We start from the raw sequence: 19,087 nt of genomic DNA, 5'->3' as shown, positions 1-19,087 counted from the left end.
CTCCCCTCCCCGTGCTTTGTAGTATAGCTTCTTACTAGCTATTTTACATCACAGAGTGGAAATTGAAAAACTTTCATGACTATTTGTGCCGCGCCCGAAGGCGCGCGGAATGGAGATTAGTATGGAATATGAAACATTAAAAAAAGATTTGATAGTACATAATATTTATTCATCATGGCAGTTTATTGAATATACTGAAAAGAATATAGCAACAGTTCGTTATTGCGCAGAAACTATCAAAAATGTTGTGGATAAGATGACAATGAAAACTATACATTGGCAGCAGGATATTTCATCAGATTTTGTGGATGAAATAACAGATGATGGTAAAAAAGTAAAACGGCTAACAGTAACTACAGAAAACGCGCCAACGTATGAAGTCCGGGTTGCTGGAGAAAAAGTAGACCCTTGGTTTTTGTTTGATAAGCTTTTAAGAGATTTTTTCCAATATACGATGAATAGTTTCGACTCTATTAGTCAAATAATCAATGCAGGATTATTAGCGAATCGAGGAAAGAAAATAGACTCTGTGGATATTCAGCAAATGGTTAAATGCTTTGGACAGCAAACTTATAGTGCAGCGTTTCCTAAAATGCATGCTTGGCTTGATAGGATTTCGCAATCCATGGAATTCCAATATGTGGAAGCGATAAACAACAGAACAAAACATACTGCTGATATTGCCAACAAGCTTTCTATGGGAATACTTGGCAGTTCAAATACAACACAAATTGGCCCATTTTTTCGTAAAGATACACAACATGAGAAAATGGAATTGACCGACCAGCTTCAAGCAACTATAGACTTTTTGGAAACATCATGGGAAGAATTTCTTGACGTTTTTAAAGAAGAATATGCACGGGACGTTTTTTCTAAAAATCGAATGCATAGCATTGCGGGAGTGCGTCAACAAAAGTTTACAAATGAGCCAGACCAAGATTTATCGTATGCATATATTAATGTTATAAATGATTTTGATTCTATGCCGGATGAATTGCGTATTCTATTGGTAAAAGAAAGAGAAGATGATATATATGTGCATGAATGCCCATTTGACACGATTTTAGTAACGGGTGACAGTAATATAGATGTACTTGGAAGATATACTGCAGAGAATGCAGTAGGTGATGATTGTCTATTACATTATAGAAAATATATTAAGGATACTGCGGTTAAAGGTGGTATTTGTATGTTCTATCAACATCAAGCGAAAACAGTGTTTTATCATGCAAATCCTTATTTCGATGTTGAGTCAGTCTCTGACGATGAAGCGTTTTTAGGAAGAACGTCATTGCCATTTTAGAAAACATTAGTAAAAAGCCCTCCTGGCCATTACGGTCAGGAGGGTTTCGTGCATTTATAGATATTATCCTTCAATGTCAACACTTACGCCAGATTTGAATTCCACCCTAAAGTGGTATTCAAAAACAGTGATTTTCTGTAGCATCCTGCGAACAAGGCTTTCACCGAATACGGTAATCTCGCTGGGCTGGGCTTTTAAATAATCGCAAAGCTCAGTGATTCTGGACAGCTTTTCATCCCGGATGACGCTGTCGGTTTCTGATTTTGCTTTCAGTTCCCGGAACTGGAAAATCTCCTCGGCGATAGAATCGTAATCATCCCGATTGTTGGCTTTTTGTAAGAGCTCCTTTTGCAATTCCAGCAGCTTGACGTCAATGTCATCCGTAGAGACGCTGGTATCGTTGCGGATGACCGTAGCGATGTTCTCTTGCAGCATTTTCATGTAGTCAGTTTTGTCCAGAATCATCTTGTTGATGGCTCTCAGGATAACATCCTGCAATAGCTCCTCATTGACTGTTCTGGCCCGGCAAGCGACTCCTGTATTCTGCAGGCGGCTTTCGCAGCGCCATACGATGGATTTGCACCCTCGATTGTTCCAGTGGATGCGTCGGAACATTTCATTACATTCGCCGCAGAAGATGATTTGGGAAAAGCAGTGGTTACTACTGTAGCTACGCTTGCGTCCGTTGGCGCTGGTATGCACCACTCGCCTACGCACCAGCTCTTCCTGTACCTGCATGAAGATTTCCTTTGGAATAATCGCTTCATGGTTACCTTCCACATAGTATTGTGGAACGGTGCCATTATTCTTGATTCTGGTTTTGCTGAGAAAGTCGGTGGTATAGGTTTTTTGCAGCAGGGCGTCACCGATATATTTTTCATTGTGAAGAATCTTATTGATGGTGCTTGTCCACCACTTGGTTTTTCCTGCGCCGGTGGGAATTCCGCCAGCCATAAGCCCGGCGGCAATTTTGTCCATGCTGTAGCCTTCCAGATATTCCCGGTAAATGCGTTTGACGGTTTCGGCCTGCTCAGGGTCAATGACAAGATTACCATCAGTATCCTTGGTGTAGCCGAGGAAGCGATTATGATTGACTGTTACCTTACCTTGTTGATAGCGATATTGCAATCCCAGCTTGATATTCTGGCTCATGGACTGGCTTTCTTGCTGGGCCAGAGAGGCCATAATGGTAAGGAGTACTTCACCCTTGGCGTCCATCGTATTGATGGATTCCTTCTCAAAATAAACGGGAATATTTTTATCCTTCAATTGACGGATGAATTTCAGGCAGTCCAGCGTGTTTCGGGCAAATCGGCTGATGGACTTTGTAATAATCATGTCGATGTTGCCAGCCATGCATTCATCAATCATACGATTGAACTCGGTACGCTTTTTGGTATTGGTGCCGGAAATACCATCATCGGCAAAGATGCCTGCAAGCTCCCATTCGGGATTCTTGGAAATGTACTCCGTATAATGCCCAATCTGCGCATCGTAGCTGGTGGCCTGCTCATCGCTGTCGGTACTGACTCGGCAGTACGCTGCGACTCGGAGTTTTGGCTTCTCAGCTGACTTGATGGCGTTGCCAACCTGCCGTCTGGCCGGAATGACCATAACCTTACTTTGTGCCATTGGTAATCACCTCCGGTTTGATAAGGCTGTACAGGTATTCGGCCTGTTTCAGCGGATTGGGTAGTTCCTTCTCAACCTGCCCCATAATGAAGTCGGTAGGAACAGGTTTCACACGGGAAGTAGTTGTTTTGTTCAGTCTCCCCAATTTGCCAGCACGTTTTTCTATTTCTATGGGAACTGCATCAAATGTAGCTCTATCAATGATTGCCGGGTAAAAGTTGTCACCCAGGTAGTGTTTGTTAAGCATGATTCGCTTAGCTGTTCCATGATAGGTTTCGAGGCCTGCCTTCTTTGCTGCGTCGCTGAAAGCCATGCCAGATAAATAATTCTTGTAAAGCTCTCGAATAGTGGCGGCGGCAGTTTCATCAACAACTGCTTGTCCGTTTTCTATCCGATAGCCGTATGGTGTGTGGCCCATAAAATCACATCCTTTCTCGCAGTATTAATCCACATTTCAGTTCAAATCCGACTTCCTCTCGGCTGTAAACAATGATGCGGTCTGCGTATTCTGTAAATAATTCTTCTTCAAATGCATGTAGCATATCAGCGTGCTCGGTGAAGTGCAGGAGCTTCTGGAGCTCTACAATTCTGGTTGAGGCTTGGCCACTGTTATTCTGAAGCATTTCGATTTCAGTTTTGCAGGCTTCCGTCTGCACCATCAGCTCATTCTTTTGCTGGGTAAAAATAATCTGGTCAAGGTAGCCCTGTGCCATCAAGCGTTGCAAGGTTTGTCGCTGTTCGGTGATTTGCAATAGTTGCCTTTCAAGCTCACGGATACGACGGATGCCGTCGTCCTCATTGGTGTTTTTGAGCTGCTCCAGAAGCGGAGCCAAGAGCACTTTTCTGCTGAAGATGAGTTTGTTCATCATAGTAAGAAAAGCGTGTTCAAGGTCATCGTTTCGGATGTACAGCATGGAGCAGGCGTTGACATCAGTAAGATGCGTATTGCAAAGCCAAGCGGCATATTTGTGGCCTTTGCAGGTATGAATGCGCCTGCGGAAGGTTGCGCCACATTCGTTGCAGATGATGTTACCGGAAAAAGCATAACGCTGCTGGTATCTGTTGCTGCCCTTTACAATTCCCTTTTCGACACTATGCTGTTCCAAAAGGCGTGCAGTCAGTTCAAAATCCTCATGACTAATGATTGCCTCATGGTGTTCGGAACAGAAATATTGGTCTTTTTCGCCATTGTTTTGGTGCCGATTGAATTGTGCATCTGTGTAGGTCTTTTGGAAAATGGTATCGCCTGTGTACTTCTCATTCGTCAATATACCTTTGATGGTACCGTGCGACCATCGGCCACCTTTTTTAGTTGGCACCTGTCGGGTATTCAAGTCTTTTGCAATATCCTGAATGCCTGTGCCGGACAGAAAGGATGAGAAAATGTGTTTCACAACATCAGCCTGTGCCGGATTTACCTTCATTTCTTCTCCATCCCAATCATAGCCATAGGGCGGATAACTGATTTTGAAGGTGCCGTTTTGGAATCGCTTCTGTACGGCCCACTTGGTATTTTCAGAGGTTGAGGTGGATTCTCCCTCAGCCATTGAGCTTAGAATTGCCAGCATTAGCTCGCTTTCCATCGAGCCAGTGTTCAAATTTTCCTTTTCGAAGAATATAGGAACATTCACCGCAAGCAGGCGTCTGACCAGTTCTAAGCAATCTGTTGTATTTCTGGAAAAGCGGCTCAGCGACTTTGTGATAACCATATCGATTTGATGGTTTTCGCAATCTGACATGAGCTGAAGCAGGGCTGTTCTCTTTTCCTTCTTTGTGCCGGTGATACCTTCATCGAAGTAAATACCGGCAAGCTCCCAGTCGCTTCTGGAGTTGATATAATTTTCAAAATACGTCTTTTGCGTGTCCAGACTTTCAAGCTGTGCATCACTGCCTGTTGATACTCGGCAATAAGCTGCTACACGGAGCTTATTCTTTTGAGCAGGCGTTTTTACCTGCTGCAATTTTGTGATTGTTTTCAAGCTATCACCTCCTTGTCAGTGTCACATATTAACTCTAAGTGAGCTTATTATCCAGTTATATCGGGCATAATCTCGGCCAGATATGGGGAGAAAGTTTTTCGATTTAGAAGCGTAATTTTGTTGTATTCTGACAAGGAAATAAGTCCAGAATCCAGCATGCTTTGAAGCAGCTGTTGAGCCTTATAATAACCGGCATCACGCTGCAGCTGTTCAGTAGAGGGTGGTGTCGGCGGCGCTAATATCGGTAGCTCTTCGAGAGAAATTGGTGTCAATAAGCATTTTTGTTCATCTGCCATGATGGGCCTCCAATCTGAGGAAGTTCCTCACTATCCTCTGGAGGTGAACAGGCTGTTTTGACGAAACAATCTGTATTTTTTGCAAAAGAAAAAGGCCTGCAGGATTTATCCCACAGGCCAAAGGTGAAGCAGTATTAAATTCGTGCTGCGTAGTCCAGCGAAATCCAACCAGCGCCAGACTTCAAACGGCCCCAGCCGGTCGAGGAACCAGCGCCGGAGGCCACCTCCACGATGGTGAAGGAGCCAATGCCGGTAAAGTGACCGGTCTTGGCATAATTGGTTCCCGGCCCCTTGCGGATGTTCAGGTCAGGAATTGCGACCTTAACCAGTAAGGGCACGGCAGAGGTAGTTGTGTTTGATGCGTAGAGGTTTACACCATTTACATCGAATACACTATATCCCGGATGCTTGTCCACGCAGGCTTTCGCATTGGCAAGTTCCTTATAGGCTCCAAGCTGACTCTTGGCATCTGCCCAAGTCTTACGAACACGGTACCACACTGTTTTGTCCGTGGCAAGCTCCTGCTGAGAGCCACCGAGTGCAGCGGTAACCTTGGCTGCCAAATCTCCGAGGCGTGCATAAAGCCAGTCGCCCGGACAGCTTTTATTGGCAAACCAGCGATGTACAGTAATGACCATTTCATCAGACTTCGGAGCATAGTTCAAGGTCTTGTTCTTATCGGCAAACCACAGGAGCTTCTTCTTGCCGTTTCGCTTGCAGATGTCCGTGCAGAGCTTGATGAGAGTTGCATAAACCGCATCAGTCATGGCGTAGGGCTCCGTTTTATCGCTGGCGCACTCAATGGTGATAGCACGCTGGTCGTTGGCGCTGCTGGAAGTGCACCAGGAGCGATTTTTCTCCTCAACGCAAAGAGAAACGCGTCCGTCTGTGCCAATCCCGTAATTGCAGCTCGCATCACGACCTGCCGGGAAGCAGGCGCAGATGGTTTCGGCGGAGAGCTGGCCCACAACGCAGTGAGGTGTGATGCGGTCAATAGAATGTGTTCTCTGCCCAGAATGGTTCGGGCTCAGACCGGTGTAGACCACCAGAGGACTATTTGTATATCCCATGATTATTCATCCTCCTTTTCACTGCGGTCATGCAGCTGTTCTAAGACCTCCTTCAGTTTTTCCGGGATAGGCAGGCCAAGGTGACCAGCGTTCTCCAAGAGCGAAATGCCCTCATTGGAAATGTAGAAGAAGATGATTGCGGTGCGCAGGATGCTGCCGGAGCCGATGACCTGAACATCCAGGATGTTTGCAATGCCCACCAGAATAAAAATCAGCACCTTGCGGCAGATACCGCGAAAACCGACCTCACTGGAGAGTGTTTTGTCAGCGATGGCACACATGACACCGGTGATGTAATCCGCAGCCGCAAAGGCAATGAGTGCAAAAAGCAGCCCATCGCAGCCACCGAGAAACCAGCCGAGCCAGCCACCGATGGCGGCGAGTACGACTTGAATCGAGTTCCAAAATTCCTTCATGATAGAATCCTCCTTTGATTTTTTGTATGAAAAAAGCGGCTGCTCCCGCTGAGGAGTAGTCGCCTGATTCCGAATATGCATTTTTACTGTTCCTGAATGATATATGTGACCTTCATGGTTTTATCTGCCGTTTTCGTCACAGGCTCAGACAGGTTGTTGATGGTGGCCAGATAGTTGGATAGGATAAAGTATCCAATCGTTGACCAGTTTCCGTAGCTTCCAAACCACAGCATAGGTTCATTCAGCACCGGGGTGTAACAGGGATAATTACTGCCTCCGATGATACGGGAGGCTTCAACTTTCAAAATCTCATTTGTATCAAGGTTAATTACATACAGATAATAGACTCCGCTGCTGTACCCTTCGATATAGACTCTGCCGTTGATGCCCAGTGCAAAGGTTCCGGTGATACTGGTGAAGCCTACCATTTTCAACTGCTCCACATTTGCCGAATTGCCTACTTCCATCTTGTAAATACGATTGGAGTTGTTATAGCCTCGGAAGAAGATATACCCTCTGTGAATATAGGAAGTACGCATTCCGTTGAGGTTGATTCTCTCTGCTGTGGTATTTGTCATGGTGTACTGCGTGACCTTCCAGTTAGAGAAACTGACCTTTGTTACCACGAAGGTGCCATTTACCTCAAGATAGTAGTTGGCGCAGCTTACGATATACAGGCAGTTGTCGGCGATATCGAAGTTGCAAGAGGTGTAACTGGTCGGCAACTCCGTTTTCAGTTCCTCCAACTCAAAGGAATCGATGAGTGGTTTCTTGGAGTAGGGATTTTCCAGCACAGACACCGACTTCATATAGGCTCTTCGTTTGGTAATCGTAATCTTTTTGTTATTATCGATACGGAAGTAATACACAGCATCCTCCTCCATATTGATGAGAAAAATTGCTTCTGTTGTACCAATACTAATCCCGGAATATTTATCACCAGTACTCGCTCCTGTATAATTGGTGTAAACATATTGAAGCTGACCGTCACAGACCTGCATACCAAGACCGTAGTTACTTCCAAAGGGTGCATCCTTGCCGCCATAGGAAGTGTAGCCGCCATTTTTATGTGTAAGGCAGACACAGGAAATCGTGCCGTTTGCCTGCGAGGTGGTAAAATCATACACATACTTCATGTAACGGTCAGTCATATTCAGCTCGCTTTCCGTCTGGTTGAAACCACCACGGAGCGTTCCAGTGGTATTGTTCTGAACGCCATAGGAAGCACAGCCAATCAGGTTAACGCCAGAGGGCGGATACAGATTATTGGCATTCTCCTCAATCTCTGCATCGAAGAGCAGTAGACCACCAAGGACGGTCTGGTAATAGGGATTCATGCCATTTAGCATTTTGCCGGGTGACTTGTCCAGCCCCATCGGCTTGAAGATATTGGACAGTGCATTGGTCACCATGTTCTGTTCCAGCACTGTTTCGGTTTCGCCCGTATGGACATCCGTCAGTTCTATTTTCATTGAGCCTTTCAGCATTTGGTTCTCCTCCTTTAATTGATGTAGGTAATCTTGAAGCGCGAGATGGCGGCGTTGTCATGGAGAGTGAACCGAAGCAGCAGCCGCTTTTCTTCACTTAAGCTGTTATATAGTTCCTCCACATCGGTATTCAGCCAATCTCCAAGGGCCATATCCTCCGAGTAGGTTTGACCGTTATCGACAGAAATCGACACGGAGACATCCCCGGAATATTCCGCAGTCATCATCTTGATGCCGAGAATGGAAATGTGGCTCATATCTGCCACAGCCTCCAGCACCTGAGGATACGGATAGGCCGTTACATTGGCTTTTAGCAATTCCTCTGCACCTCCGGCTTTCCACAGATACATCTGCATATTGTCGATTGGTGTCAGAATTTCTGCGGGAGGGATTTCCTCAAAACCGTATTTCAGAAACATGGCTGCCGACAGCGTTTCAATCGCTACCTCGGTCAATGCTCCATCCGCATAGGTGTAAAAGGTATCTGCCTGCCGTACCAGATAGGCAAAGGAGTAGGTGTCGGTTTCCTCATACATGGCATACACGATATTCCAGGTGCGTCCGCCCTCGTCCTGATGGTAAAAGCTGACCTGTGTTCCTTCGCCGCTGCCGTCTGCCAGTGTGAGTGCTGTGGTAGTTCCACCGCATATCATATCCGAGGTTCCCAGGTACCCGGTACTGGTCGGAGTCTGAATGACATTTAGGAACATGTCGTTGTTGGAGAGTAGGAACAGTTCAAAAATCAGCCTTGTGGCATCCACTCGGTTATTGTAAGCTGTGTATCCTTCAAAGCGGATTTTGAGAAATTGCAGCCCATTGGTGGTTTCCCCCAGCTGTCTGTAAATGGCAGTGGAGCAACCATCCCTGCGAAGGATTCTAAGCTGCTCGGAGTTGGTGCCAAATCCAAACCAGTGATTGCTTGAGATATACAGCGGATTGGCGGCGATGCCATTAAACATAAAACCGTCTAATCCATCTGTGCTGTATGTCCCGTCATCGTTATAGCCATTGCTGACATAGTCCATGCTTTCCGCAGTATTAAGGAATGGGAGAAGCACCGTCTTTTCCTGTCCGACCTCCGCAATTAGGCAGATTTCTGTAAGACCGACATACTTTACGCCCGCAGTGGAGTCCCCTAAAAGGTGCAATACCAGGCAGTCACAGGAGAAGGGCTGTGCTGGTTCCAGGTCACATTTGCCCTTTGAGCCTGCCGGAAATTCTCCTGTAAGAATAGGCTCAGTCATTTCTTCATCCGCATAGACTTCCACAGATTTTGTAATATGGATATTGCCGGTCGGTTTGTTGACCAGCTCTACCCGATAGATTTTCAGCGGCTTATCAAAATGCCATATAAAACAGGCATCCGTTACTGCTTCAGCACTTTCCCAGTGGGTATCCGTATTTCCATCCAGCGCATGGAAGGCCGAATAGTCTATGCCTGACACCTCATGCACAGAAGTGGCAGAAACCGTGCCCCACGTTTCATCGTCCGTGAAGGCAGGCTGCTGCCACTTAGACCAGATATATTTTGTTGCATCTATCAGCACGTCGTCACCTCCAGTCTTTCCACGCGCTCAAACGGCGCAGTATCTACAGTAAGATGCTGCAGCTGACCGGCATTGATTTCCCCAGCAGCAGATATGAACACATAATCGCTAATCATACAGAAGGCACCATCTTCATTGACCTCTATAATCGTCTGGTCATAGTGCGGCGGGAAGCCCTTGTCCATTGTAAAGGTCTTGATGACCTCCACGGCTGTCACGCGCTCGTTCAAACGATGGTAGGTAAATTCACTTTCCATAATCGGAATACGAGTCAGCGGCTGTGTAATCGGGCGAAGGACAATCCTTGGGAATACGATGGCTGCCGTGTCTATAAAGGCATCATAGCCGAATGCTGTCTGTGCAATCGGAATACGGTCGATGGTCTCGGAAATGCTGATGCGTCCATTCCAGTCACCGATACCAGCCACAAGTCCCTGTCCGCTGATGGTTGCACGGATTTGTGATTCTCCGATGGTCAGCGTACCGCCCGTCATTTTGAAATATACGGACAGTGTGTTTTCGCTGTTGGCAATGACCTGAGTGATTGGGAGAAACAACGTGAGAATGTGTTTCCCGTTTATGCAGGTCTTTTTCGGATAAAAGGTTTTGACCTCTTCATCATTCATTTTGTAGGTAACCGTCAATTCCGACTGTCCGACCTCTGAAAAGGTAAAATCAATTTCTTTACTGCCCTCTGTGCCCTCCTCGTCCACGGTTGGCACCGTCCCATGAACGGTTCGCTCCACCTCATCATTGGTCACCTCAAAGAGGATTTCTGCCAGAAAAGTGGCAGTAGTTTCTTCCTTTGAGGTAAAGGCAATCGCCATAATCTCTGTATTGGAACTACCAATGGTAAAGGGAGAAGCATTGATGAAGTTATAAACCACGATTTTTCCTGCTTCAATTTGGTTCAGCAGGCCAGTGATGTTCTTGTCATTCTTGCTCTTTGCCGCTGCCAGCTTTGGATTCTTACCTACGCACTTTAAGCTGTGTTTTCCGTTGATTTTATAGGTAATGCTCGTAATGCAGGACAGCTGTTTATCATCGGCATGACCGCCGGAAAAGCGCAGTACGTCCATAGGGTCAAAGGCTGGATTGCCAATGGTGGTACTGTCAAAGGGAACGTAATCCACCACAGCGATAGCATTCAGAATATTGGTAATGAGCCTTGCCCTTGTGGTTTTCAAACCAAACTGCAAAAGCGGATTGACACCAAGGTTTAAGGTCAAGGCATCGTCCGGGTCGAGAGCATAATACTCCGATTCCTCCGTAATAAGGTTTGTGGACGATACAGCCGTGTATCTGGTAACAAAATCAGAATAGCTGCTGTCGAAGCGATGCCTGCTGGTCACCTCCGCCACAGGAGAAATCCCATAAGGGATAAGTTCCAGCTTGCCCTCACGGTTAATCTGGCAGACACAGCCAAGCAGCTGGGCCACATAGAAGATAAGGTCACGGTAGCTTTCCATATCATTATCGGAATAGATGCCCAGTGTCTCTTTTCCATTCGGCATGGCTTCGATTTCTGCTTTTGTCTGAGCAAGTTCCACGTCACATTCAGTGCTTGCCATCAGAAGAAAGCTGTAAGCCGTACCGCCGGATGCGGTCAGTTTCAGTGCTTTCTCAAAGCGGAGCATATAATCATAGGCTTTGAGTTCCAGCGTTTTGATATGCCTGTTGGCTTCGCTGACTTCAAAGACACCCATAGGAATGGATTCTTCTGTGCCATCTGGGAGCACAAGATGGAAGTATATCCTGACCTCTGCCTCGTCCAAGGTGTAGCGGTCGATGTCAGAAAACAGCGTGATGCCCATTTCAGCGGCATAGACCGTACCCAGTTCAATCTCATTGCTTCCGCAGCACTGCCTTGTGATGTATCCGCTGCCCTTGACGATGTCCTCATTGCCAAAGGCATACTCTTTTTTGTTCTTTGTGACAATGGTGCCTGTCCAGTAATATTTTCTTGTATTGCTTTCGATTGCATCCATAAATGCTTGTGATACAGGATACAAAGACACCACCTCCTTAAAATTCGTTCAGCGTGAAGGACACTGTCCACAGGCCCTTATAGGAAGTATCCTTATAGAGCTTCGCCTTGTAACCGGTGATATACATTTCTGTTTCCTTCAGTGCCAAATCCTCTGTATCAAAATACTGCACAGCTATCTTCGGTTGTTTGGAATAAGCCGTCAGTTGTTTCAGCCATGTGGCGCTAACGGAAAAGGAGACGCCTATCGTGACAACTCCCGCCCGTACCACATCACGCTGCGTTGTTCCGGCTTCTGTTTCACCACCGGAGTCTGCCTCCACAGCGGCCAGGTCTAAATCATAGGAATCTGGAAATGGGAGAGCAGTACCGTCAAATTTCAAATATTGAATAAATGCCATCGTTATCGCCCTCCGCTTCTTAGATTTGTTCTCTGCTGCGCATTGACAACAACCTCGTCAAGCATGGTGCCGCCAAGGTAAACCGGGATAACAATATCCCCATTCTGACCGCCAACACCTGCCAGTGCTTCTGTAATCGCTGTGGTAATACCTGCAAAGGTATCTCCAGCAGACATTCCACCAAGGATACCGCCAGTGTCTGGTGTGCTGATTTTGGGATTGACTACCATATCGGCAGCCACACCGTCCATCGCATTTGCCACCATACCCTTGCTTTTTTCGATGCCCTTGGCCAGTCCGCTCATGAAGTCCGGCATCCAGGTTTCATAATCCGTCAAAGGCCCTTCATCCGGAACGGAGAAGTGCAGGAAGGACTTGATTTTGTTTGCCACACTGCTGACGGCATCACCGACGGCACTGATGCAGCTTTTGATACCATTCACGATGCCCATGACTAAATCCTTGCCCCAGTTAAAGGCAGAGGAGGCAAGATTTTTGATATAGCCGACTGCCTTATCAAAGCCGCCCTTGATAGTATTGTAAATACCGCTGATGGTGCTTTTGATACCGTTCCACATGGCAGAAAAGGCATTGCTCACCGCAGTCTTGATTCCATTGACCACAGAAGATACCGTGGACTTGATATTGTTCCAGACAGTGGTAATCGTATTTTTTATGCCGTTTACGACCGTAGTAATCACGGATTTGATGGCATTCCAGATGGTCGTGAACACGGTCTTTATGGCATTCAGCACTGTGGTAATGACCGTTTTGATGGTATTCCAGGCTGTCGTCAGGAAGGTCTGGATTGCCGTGACGATGGTCGTAATAAAGGTGCTGATAGCGTTCCACACCGTAGTCACTACCGTCTGAATTGCCGTCAGAACTGTGGTGATAGCCGTCTTTATGGCATTCCAGGCTGTGGTAAGGAAAGCCTGAATCGCTGTGACCACGGTTGTGACAATCGTGCTGATGGCGTTCCATACCGTAGTGAAAAAGGTCTGGATTGCTGTAAAGACTGTAGTGACCACAGTCTTTATCGTATTCCAAGCCGTGGACAGGAAGGTGGAAATCGCTGTTACAACTGTGGTAAAGATATTCTTGATGCCTTCCCACAAACCTGTGAAGAAGTCACGCAGTCCGTTCCATACCGTTTCTGCGACAGCCTTAATGCCATTCCACACAGCCACAAAGAATTCCTTGATGGCATTCCATACAGCAATGGCTACTTCCTTGATGTTCTCCCAAAGGTCAATCCAAAACTGTCGGAAGTCCTCGTTGGTGTTCCAGAGATAGATAAAGGCCGCCACCAGTGCCGTAATCGCTGCAATAATCAGGAAGATTGGGTTTGCAAGCATGGTCGCATTTAGCGCGGCAAAGGCTCCCTTGACCGTATTGATAACTCCGGCAATCTTAGGAACAACGGTCATAATCGTACCGACTGCCGAGATGACCTTGCCGACGATAATCAGCACCGGCCCAAGAGCTGCTGCGAATAGAGCAACGGTAACGACGACCTTCTTGGTGCCTTCATCCATGCCATTGAGCCAGTCTACAAATTTCTGCACCCAGCCGACAATCTGCTTGATGGCAGGCATCAGCAGTTCGCCAAAGGAAATGGCAAGTCCCTCAAGAGCCGATTTCAGAATAGTCAGCTGACCCTGAAGGTTATCCAGCTGCGTATCCGCCATCTGCTGTGCAGCACCGCCGCTATTTGAAATAGAGGTTTGCAAATCATCCCAGGTATCACCAGTATTGGCAAGCAGGGCGTTCACAGAGGACAGGTCAGTCTTATTGAAAATCGTACTGATGATATTGGATTTTTCTGCCTCAGTCATGCCGTCCATGCTTTTATTCAAATCGCCAAGGATGTCATTCATGCTCCGCATATTTCCTTCGGAGTCATAGGTCTGCACGCCCAATTCATTCATCATATCTGCTGCTTTATCCATAGGATTCTGCAAGGACAGAATGATATTACGAAGATGCGTGCCGCCCTCAGCACCCTTGATACCGTTGTTGGCAAGGATACCAAGTGCCGTATTCAGTTCGGCAGTTCCGCCTTTTACCGATTTTGCCGTTGCACCAATGGTAAGGATACCTTCACCAAGCTGTGCCACAGAGGTGTTCGTAGTCGAGGCGGTTTTGGCCATCTGGTCTACCATTGTGCCTGCTTCGCTAACGCCCATGCCCAAAGCAGACATAGCATCGGTTACCATATCAGAAGCGGAAGCAAGCTCGATGTCACCTGCAGCAGCTAAGTTCAAAACGGTCGGAAGTGTATCGCACATTTCCTGCGTGTCATAACCGGCAAGAGCAAGGTAGTTTAGAGCTTGCGCACATTCGCTGGCAGAGAAGGCTGTCTCGGAGCCCATCTTCTTTGCAAGGTCGGATAAGGTATCCATCGTATTGACGGATTGCCCATCTACCTGAGACATGGAATCCTTGGTGATGCCCATCGTGGCCTGCACCTGTGACATGGAGGACTCAAAGTTGGCAGCGGTGGTGACCGCAGCAGTCCCAAGTCCCGTCACGGCAGCAGTAACCGGCAGCAGCTTTTGGCCTGCGCCAGAAATATTATCACCGACTGTTTTCAGCTTTTCTCCGCTGGTAGCTATTTTTTGCACAGCAGTAGCAGACTGATTTGCCTGTTCCTCCAGCTTTTTCAGGTCTTGCTCGGTTTCAATGATTTCACGTTGGAGCGCATCGTATTGTTCCTGTGAAATATCCCCATTGGCAAGGGCGGTGTTTGCCTGTTCCGCAGCGGTTTTTAAGGTGTCCAGCTTTGTTTTGGTTTCGGCAACGGCATCACCCAGTAGCTTGTGTTTTTGGGCCAGCAGTTCCGTGTTGCCTGGGTCGAGCTTCAGTAGCTTTTCCACATCCTTAAGCTGTGCCTGCGTATTCTTGACCTCAGAGTTGACACCCTTTAGAGCCGTTTGTAATTTGGTGGTATCGCCGCCAATCTCAACTGTGATACCTTTGATTCTGTTTGCCACGATAGCACCTCCTTCCAGTGGTCATAACAGCAGAAAAAAGCACTGACGGTTTCCCATCAGTGCAAGCTCCGCAATTAAAAATTATCGAAATCCTTCTGTGTTGCAACTTCTCTGTACTTATAATCATCGTTCCGGCTCTCTGCGTACATATCATTGACCATGCCAATCGTGAGTAAGTCCAAGTCACGGATGGACAGGCCAAGCTGTACGCAGCGAAGCAGGAACAGCGGAGTTGTCATTTCCCGCTCAGTTGAGCGAAGTTTTTTTTAGACTGTACCTCCGTCTGGGTGTTCAGGCCCCACAGCTGGATGAGCTGTGGCAGCACCTGATAGATGGAGAAGGTGTTGAAGCCGTCCAGCCAATCCTCCGGGGAATCCGGGATAGTCGGGTCAGCGTGTTTTACCATGATATAGGCGATGTTCTCAAACATCTCAAGGGAGAACATATCCAGATTGGAATTCTCCTCGCTGCCGTCACCGACCGATTTCTCCAAGGAACGAAGGTCTTTGTAAATGTCACGATGGAACCGCATTCTATAAATACGGGGAATGGCAGCAGAGGCCTTAAAAGGTACCTGCTTGCCATCAATCTCGATATTCTGTTTCATGCTCATGGCTTAACCCTCCTTCACAGCAGTGGATTTGGTAGAGGTAGTTGCTTTCGTAGCAGCGGTGACGGCTTGTGTGGCAGGCTCAGCAGGCTGTGCTTCCTCCGCAGTCGGCATATATACAGCACTGTACCAGCCCTGATATACGGCATCCGTGGTCACATCACCGGTCTTGGCCTTGACATAGCCATTAGCAAGTGGCGTAGCAGTCAGAGCAAGCGTCTCGGTCTGCACTTCGATTTCATCCTCATTCGTCTGAGATTCGATGCTCGGACGGCTTGCCGCACAGTTGTACAGCACATGGCGAATTTTTCGTACATCACCGTCGAACTCGAAGAGCAGCGCAAAGTTGGCAGTCTCCACATTGGCGTTTTCCACCAGCACCTTGTTGGCATCCAGTGTTTCCTTCAGCGCCTCCGTGCGGAAGCTCTCCGGCACCATAGCAAGCTCCAAATCACCATCGTAGCCCATGTTATTGGAGATGGTGTAGTAGGCGTATCCATTAGCATAGAAATTGGACGGCTCACCGTTTGCATCCAGTGCCAAGGATACGGCACCGGGCATTGCAACAGGTGCGGCAAAGGATACTGTACCGTCCTCGGTAATCGTCTGCAGGGCGTAGTGCACATTGCAGATATTGAATTTCACTTTATTCTTTTTAGGCATGATTTAAACCCTCCTGTTCAAATTGATATAGGACTTCATACAGATTTTCGCTGTCAATCCAGGTTTCGGACTTTTCATAGAAGATGCCGTGTTCATCCAGCAAATCCTCCAATTTCTGTTCTACCGACAAGTCCTTGGTGTCGGTGTACAGCTCAAGATGTACCTCGTTTATCTTGTAATACACTTTTCCGTCAGCAGCAAAGTTGTCGCTTCCCGGCAGCAGAAAGCAGATAAACGGTGGGTCAGGCGATTCTCCCTCTGCAAAATGGTCATAGGCAAATGGGAGGCCGCTTTCGGTCATAATTGCAATCAGTTCCTTCATCAGCTCAGACTCCTTTCGATTTCCTGCTCCAGAAGACGCACGCCGGATTCCTCTGCGGGAGCAATGTGCGGCTTAGCTGCAACACGGCCACCACCGCGCTTGGCGTGACCAAATTCCAGAAGATGGGCCAGCTGGTAGCGATTTTTGGAATAGACGGTCACCTCCAGAGCGTTCGCTGTTTCTCTGGTGTTTTTCACAGACCAGCTCTTGGCATAGACACCAGTGTCTTTGGGAGCGGTAGTTTCGATTTCCTTTCGGACGGCAGTACCAGCCTTTTTGACAGCCTTTTTCATATCCTCTGTGGCAAGGTCAGAGTAATCCGTCAAGCCCTTCATGATTTCTGTTGCCAGCTGGTCGATGCGGATATTGTTTGCCATAATTACCGCCTCACTTTCTGGCAGTGGAGCTTGACGCACTTGCGCTTGAAATTCATGTGGTCAATAGCGGTGATGTCATAGGGCTCACCGGCAAATTCCACACGAAAACCGGTAGAAGTGAGGGTAGCCGTTTTCCTGCAATAGCGAAGCGTAAAGTCAATGGTGTCAGCCTCCACAGTCTGGGCCGCAGCGGTTTCTTCCGTGCCGCCTTCAGCGCTGACGGTTGCATAGCAGGAGTAGTATTCCTGCCAGCTGTTTTTGTGGTTCCCGATTTCGTCCACCAGCACAGCATTTTGCAGGAGCCTGATGCGGACATTCAGAAGTTCAATGTTCATCAGAAGCCCTCCTGTCTGCTGCCGAAGAGAAGCGAACGCAGGGTCAGCGTCAGGGCATGATGGTCAGCTTCCTCACGATGCTCGTAAAGATAAGCGACGGTATACATGATGGCGGTCTTGGCGTTATCCACAGCCTCTAAGGTTGCGCTGTCCTCAGTGCGTAAAATGTCCATGCAGAGTTTTTCAGCACTGGTCAGCAGCGTTTCCAAAAGCGCATTGTCATCCTCGTAATCCACGCGTAGGTATTGTTTCATGTCAGCAAGTGCTACAAGCATATCTATCACCACCTCGGTCTTATAAAATAAGCAGTGCCGCCCGGTTAAAGGCGGCACCACAGGTTACAGTTATCAGGCATTCAGCTTCAGAATCTGAACAGCCTCCGGAAGGATGAGCTTGCCATCCACACGTTCCTTGGCCACATAACCAATCAGGCCGTTACCAGCGAAGAGCTCCGTGAGCTGCTTGAAGGAACGAGTGCCACGGTCGCCGATGTTGTAGTAGCTGTAATCACCAAAGGCGATGGCATTCTCCGGTGCGAACTCGGAGGTGTGGACTGCATAGCCCAGCACCTTATCCGGCTCACTAGCCTGATAGGAAGGCTGCCAGATGTAGGCACCGTTGTTATCCTTGAATTTGCGGATAGTAGCAATGGTGCGGTCGTTCATGATGAAGGACGCATTCTTACGGTAAGGACGCTTCAAAGCATAGACCAGATTGAACAGGTCGTCTGCCTTCAAAGCAGCAGTGAGAGTTTCCGCTACCTGACCGCCGCCAGTTTCTGCAAAGAGGCCAAGAGGCTGGCCAGTACCAGAGCCATTGAGGAACGCATCCTCCTCAGCATTGGATAGTGCCTTGCCGAACTGCTCGATGATGTAGCTCTCCAGATTGAAGGCGTTGTCATAGAGCAATTCTTCAGTCACCTTGATGGCAACATGGAGCTTGTGGGCATCCAGCAAAATCTGAGAGAAGGTCGCATCCGTGAACTGGAGTGCGCCACCTTCCTCAATCCAGGCAGCGGCAGGCTTGGTGGCTGCGATGTTGATTTTGTGTTCGCCGCTGGTAGTGATGGTGTGGGCCAGCTGACGCATGATGTTCCCTTCGGTGAGGGCCTGAATCAAGCGGTGGTCGTACTCCTCAGGTACCAGATAACCGCCATCGGCATCTACGCCTTCCTGCAGAACATTGGATACCTGCTTGAAGTTGGAACGGAGTGCCTTCAGCATGCCAGCCTTGTACTCGTCAGAGGCGCGACCGGTCTTTGCTTCCGGCTGCTTGCCGGTGGAAGGCTTGGAGGTGAGAGGCGTGTTGACCGGCTTATTGAGCTCGGCCTCCAGCTGCTCCTGACGCTCCAGACGGCTGATTTCCTTGCCGAGGTCAGAGATTTCCTGCTCCATTTTGCAGTAGGTAGCGTCGTCCTCAGCAGTCAGCGTGCCCTTTTCAGTGCGGTGAGAATCGAGAAATGCCTTAGCAGCATTCCATGCAGTGTTGCGCTTTTCACGCAGTTCTAAAATAGTCATAATCAATTACCTCCATTAAATGTAATAATCTCTCGGAATCTCTAAGCCAGTAAATCCAAGGCTTTCAGATCCCTTTTTTATTAAAATCCCCCACTTTTTTGTCAAAAAACACTTGACAGTTTACTCGAAAAATGCGGCGCTTCGCGCCT

20 protein-coding genes are annotated in these 19,087 nt (G+C 47.8%); 1 reads left to right on the top strand and 19 read right to left on the bottom strand.

What is annotated here, in order from left to right:
• Nucleotides 1–121: 121 nt before the first annotated feature.
• Nucleotides 122–1,303 carry a hypothetical protein gene (locus BN3456_RS01920; protein WP_141654484.1) on the top strand — a complete coding sequence of 394 codons (1,182 nt, stop codon included), beginning with the start codon at nucleotides 122–124 and terminating at the stop codon, nucleotides 1,301–1,303.
• Between the two features lie 63 nt (nucleotides 1,304–1,366).
• On the opposite strand, the gene BN3456_RS01915 is transcribed toward BN3456_RS01920, so the two are convergent.
• The 19 genes from BN3456_RS01915 to BN3456_RS01830 all read right to left on the bottom strand — a co-directional run bounded on the left by BN3456_RS01915 (nucleotide 1,367) and on the right by BN3456_RS01830 (nucleotide 18,938).
• Nucleotides 1,367–2,935, bottom strand: a complete 1,569-nt coding sequence (locus BN3456_RS01915; protein ID WP_207644081.1) for a recombinase family protein — start codon at nucleotides 2,933–2,935, stop codon at nucleotides 1,367–1,369.
• Nucleotides 2,922–3,353 (bottom strand): integrase, encoded by a 432-nt coding sequence (locus BN3456_RS01910; RefSeq protein ID WP_089982410.1) that lies wholly within the window; start codon nucleotides 3,351–3,353, stop codon nucleotides 2,922–2,924. The genes BN3456_RS01915 and BN3456_RS01910 overlap by 14 nt, the downstream gene beginning before the upstream one ends.
• Before the next feature lie 4 nt (nucleotides 3,354–3,357).
• Entirely contained in the window at nucleotides 3,358–4,914 is a 1,557-nt protein-coding gene (locus BN3456_RS01905) for a recombinase family protein (RefSeq protein WP_089982409.1), read from the bottom strand.
• Nucleotides 4,915–4,961: 47 nt separating this feature from the next.
• On the bottom strand, nucleotides 4,962–5,210 hold the full coding sequence (locus BN3456_RS01900; protein WP_242862779.1) for an SHOCT domain-containing protein: 249 nt from the start codon (nucleotides 5,208–5,210) through the stop codon (nucleotides 4,962–4,964).
• Nucleotides 5,211–5,344: 134 nt separating this feature from the next.
• The gene (locus BN3456_RS01895) at nucleotides 5,345–6,280 is read right to left on the bottom strand and encodes an N-acetylmuramoyl-L-alanine amidase (protein ID WP_089982407.1); all 936 of its coding nucleotides are present in this window, start codon (nucleotides 6,278–6,280) and stop codon (nucleotides 5,345–5,347) included.
• 2 nt (nucleotides 6,281–6,282) lie between these two features.
• Nucleotides 6,283–6,696, bottom strand: a complete 414-nt coding sequence (locus BN3456_RS01890) for a phage holin family protein (RefSeq protein ID WP_089982413.1) — start codon at nucleotides 6,694–6,696, stop codon at nucleotides 6,283–6,285.
• 83 nt (nucleotides 6,697–6,779) lie between these two features.
• A complete protein-coding gene (locus tag BN3456_RS01885; RefSeq protein WP_089982406.1) occupies nucleotides 6,780–8,183 on the bottom strand; it encodes a hypothetical protein in 1,404 nt (467 codons plus the stop codon).
• A gap of 14 nt (nucleotides 8,184–8,197) precedes the next feature.
• Nucleotides 8,198–9,730 (bottom strand): hypothetical protein, encoded by a 1,533-nt coding sequence (locus BN3456_RS01880; RefSeq protein ID WP_089982404.1) that lies wholly within the window; start codon nucleotides 9,728–9,730, stop codon nucleotides 8,198–8,200.
• Nucleotides 9,724–11,742, bottom strand: coding sequence for a hypothetical protein (locus tag BN3456_RS01875; RefSeq protein ID WP_089982402.1), 2,019 nt, complete (start codon nucleotides 11,740–11,742; stop codon nucleotides 9,724–9,726). Before BN3456_RS01875 ends, BN3456_RS01880 begins: the two co-directional genes overlap by 7 nt.
• A 13-nt stretch (nucleotides 11,743–11,755) precedes the next feature.
• The gene (locus tag BN3456_RS01870) at nucleotides 11,756–12,118 is read right to left on the bottom strand and encodes a hypothetical protein (protein ID WP_089982401.1); all 363 of its coding nucleotides are present in this window, start codon (nucleotides 12,116–12,118) and stop codon (nucleotides 11,756–11,758) included.
• 2 nt (nucleotides 12,119–12,120) lie between these two features.
• Nucleotides 12,121–15,114 carry a phage tail tape measure protein gene (locus BN3456_RS01865; protein ID WP_089982399.1) on the bottom strand — a complete coding sequence of 998 codons (2,994 nt, stop codon included), beginning with the start codon at nucleotides 15,112–15,114 and terminating at the stop codon, nucleotides 12,121–12,123.
• Between the two features lie 74 nt (nucleotides 15,115–15,188).
• Nucleotides 15,189–15,353 carry a hypothetical protein gene (locus BN3456_RS15790; RefSeq protein ID WP_176699075.1) on the bottom strand — a complete coding sequence of 55 codons (165 nt, stop codon included), beginning with the start codon at nucleotides 15,351–15,353 and terminating at the stop codon, nucleotides 15,189–15,191.
• Complete coding sequence (locus tag BN3456_RS01860) at nucleotides 15,350–15,727, bottom strand: hypothetical protein (RefSeq protein ID WP_089982398.1); 378 nt, start codon at nucleotides 15,725–15,727, stop codon at nucleotides 15,350–15,352. Before BN3456_RS01860 ends, BN3456_RS15790 begins: the two co-directional genes overlap by 4 nt.
• A 3-nt stretch (nucleotides 15,728–15,730) precedes the next feature.
• Entirely contained in the window at nucleotides 15,731–16,387 is a 657-nt protein-coding gene (locus BN3456_RS01855; protein WP_089982396.1) for a major tail protein, read from the bottom strand.
• Nucleotides 16,380–16,709, bottom strand: a complete 330-nt coding sequence (locus tag BN3456_RS01850) for a hypothetical protein (RefSeq protein WP_089982394.1) — start codon at nucleotides 16,707–16,709, stop codon at nucleotides 16,380–16,382. The genes BN3456_RS01855 and BN3456_RS01850 overlap by 8 nt, the downstream gene beginning before the upstream one ends.
• Nucleotides 16,709–17,086 carry an HK97 gp10 family phage protein gene (locus tag BN3456_RS01845; protein WP_089982393.1) on the bottom strand — a complete coding sequence of 126 codons (378 nt, stop codon included), beginning with the start codon at nucleotides 17,084–17,086 and terminating at the stop codon, nucleotides 16,709–16,711. Before BN3456_RS01845 ends, BN3456_RS01850 begins: the two co-directional genes overlap by 1 nt.
• 2 nt (nucleotides 17,087–17,088) lie before the next feature.
• Nucleotides 17,089–17,421 carry a phage head closure protein gene (locus BN3456_RS01840; protein WP_089982391.1) on the bottom strand — a complete coding sequence of 111 codons (333 nt, stop codon included), beginning with the start codon at nucleotides 17,419–17,421 and terminating at the stop codon, nucleotides 17,089–17,091.
• Entirely contained in the window at nucleotides 17,421–17,696 is a 276-nt protein-coding gene (locus BN3456_RS01835) for a head-tail connector protein (RefSeq protein WP_089982390.1), read from the bottom strand. The genes BN3456_RS01840 and BN3456_RS01835 overlap by 1 nt, the downstream gene beginning before the upstream one ends.
• Nucleotides 17,697–17,768: 72 nt before the next feature.
• Nucleotides 17,769–18,938 (bottom strand): phage major capsid protein, encoded by a 1,170-nt coding sequence (locus BN3456_RS01830; protein WP_089982388.1) that lies wholly within the window; start codon nucleotides 18,936–18,938, stop codon nucleotides 17,769–17,771.
• Nucleotides 18,939–19,087 lie beyond the last annotated feature (149 nt).

This window comes from Clostridium sp. C105KSO13 (assembly GCF_001517425.1).
In the GTDB taxonomy this organism is placed as follows: domain Bacteria; phylum Bacillota; class Clostridia; order Lachnospirales; family Lachnospiraceae; genus Muricomes.
The sequence above is the reverse complement of the archived record's forward strand: the minus strand, read 5'-3'. Positions and strand labels throughout refer to the sequence as shown.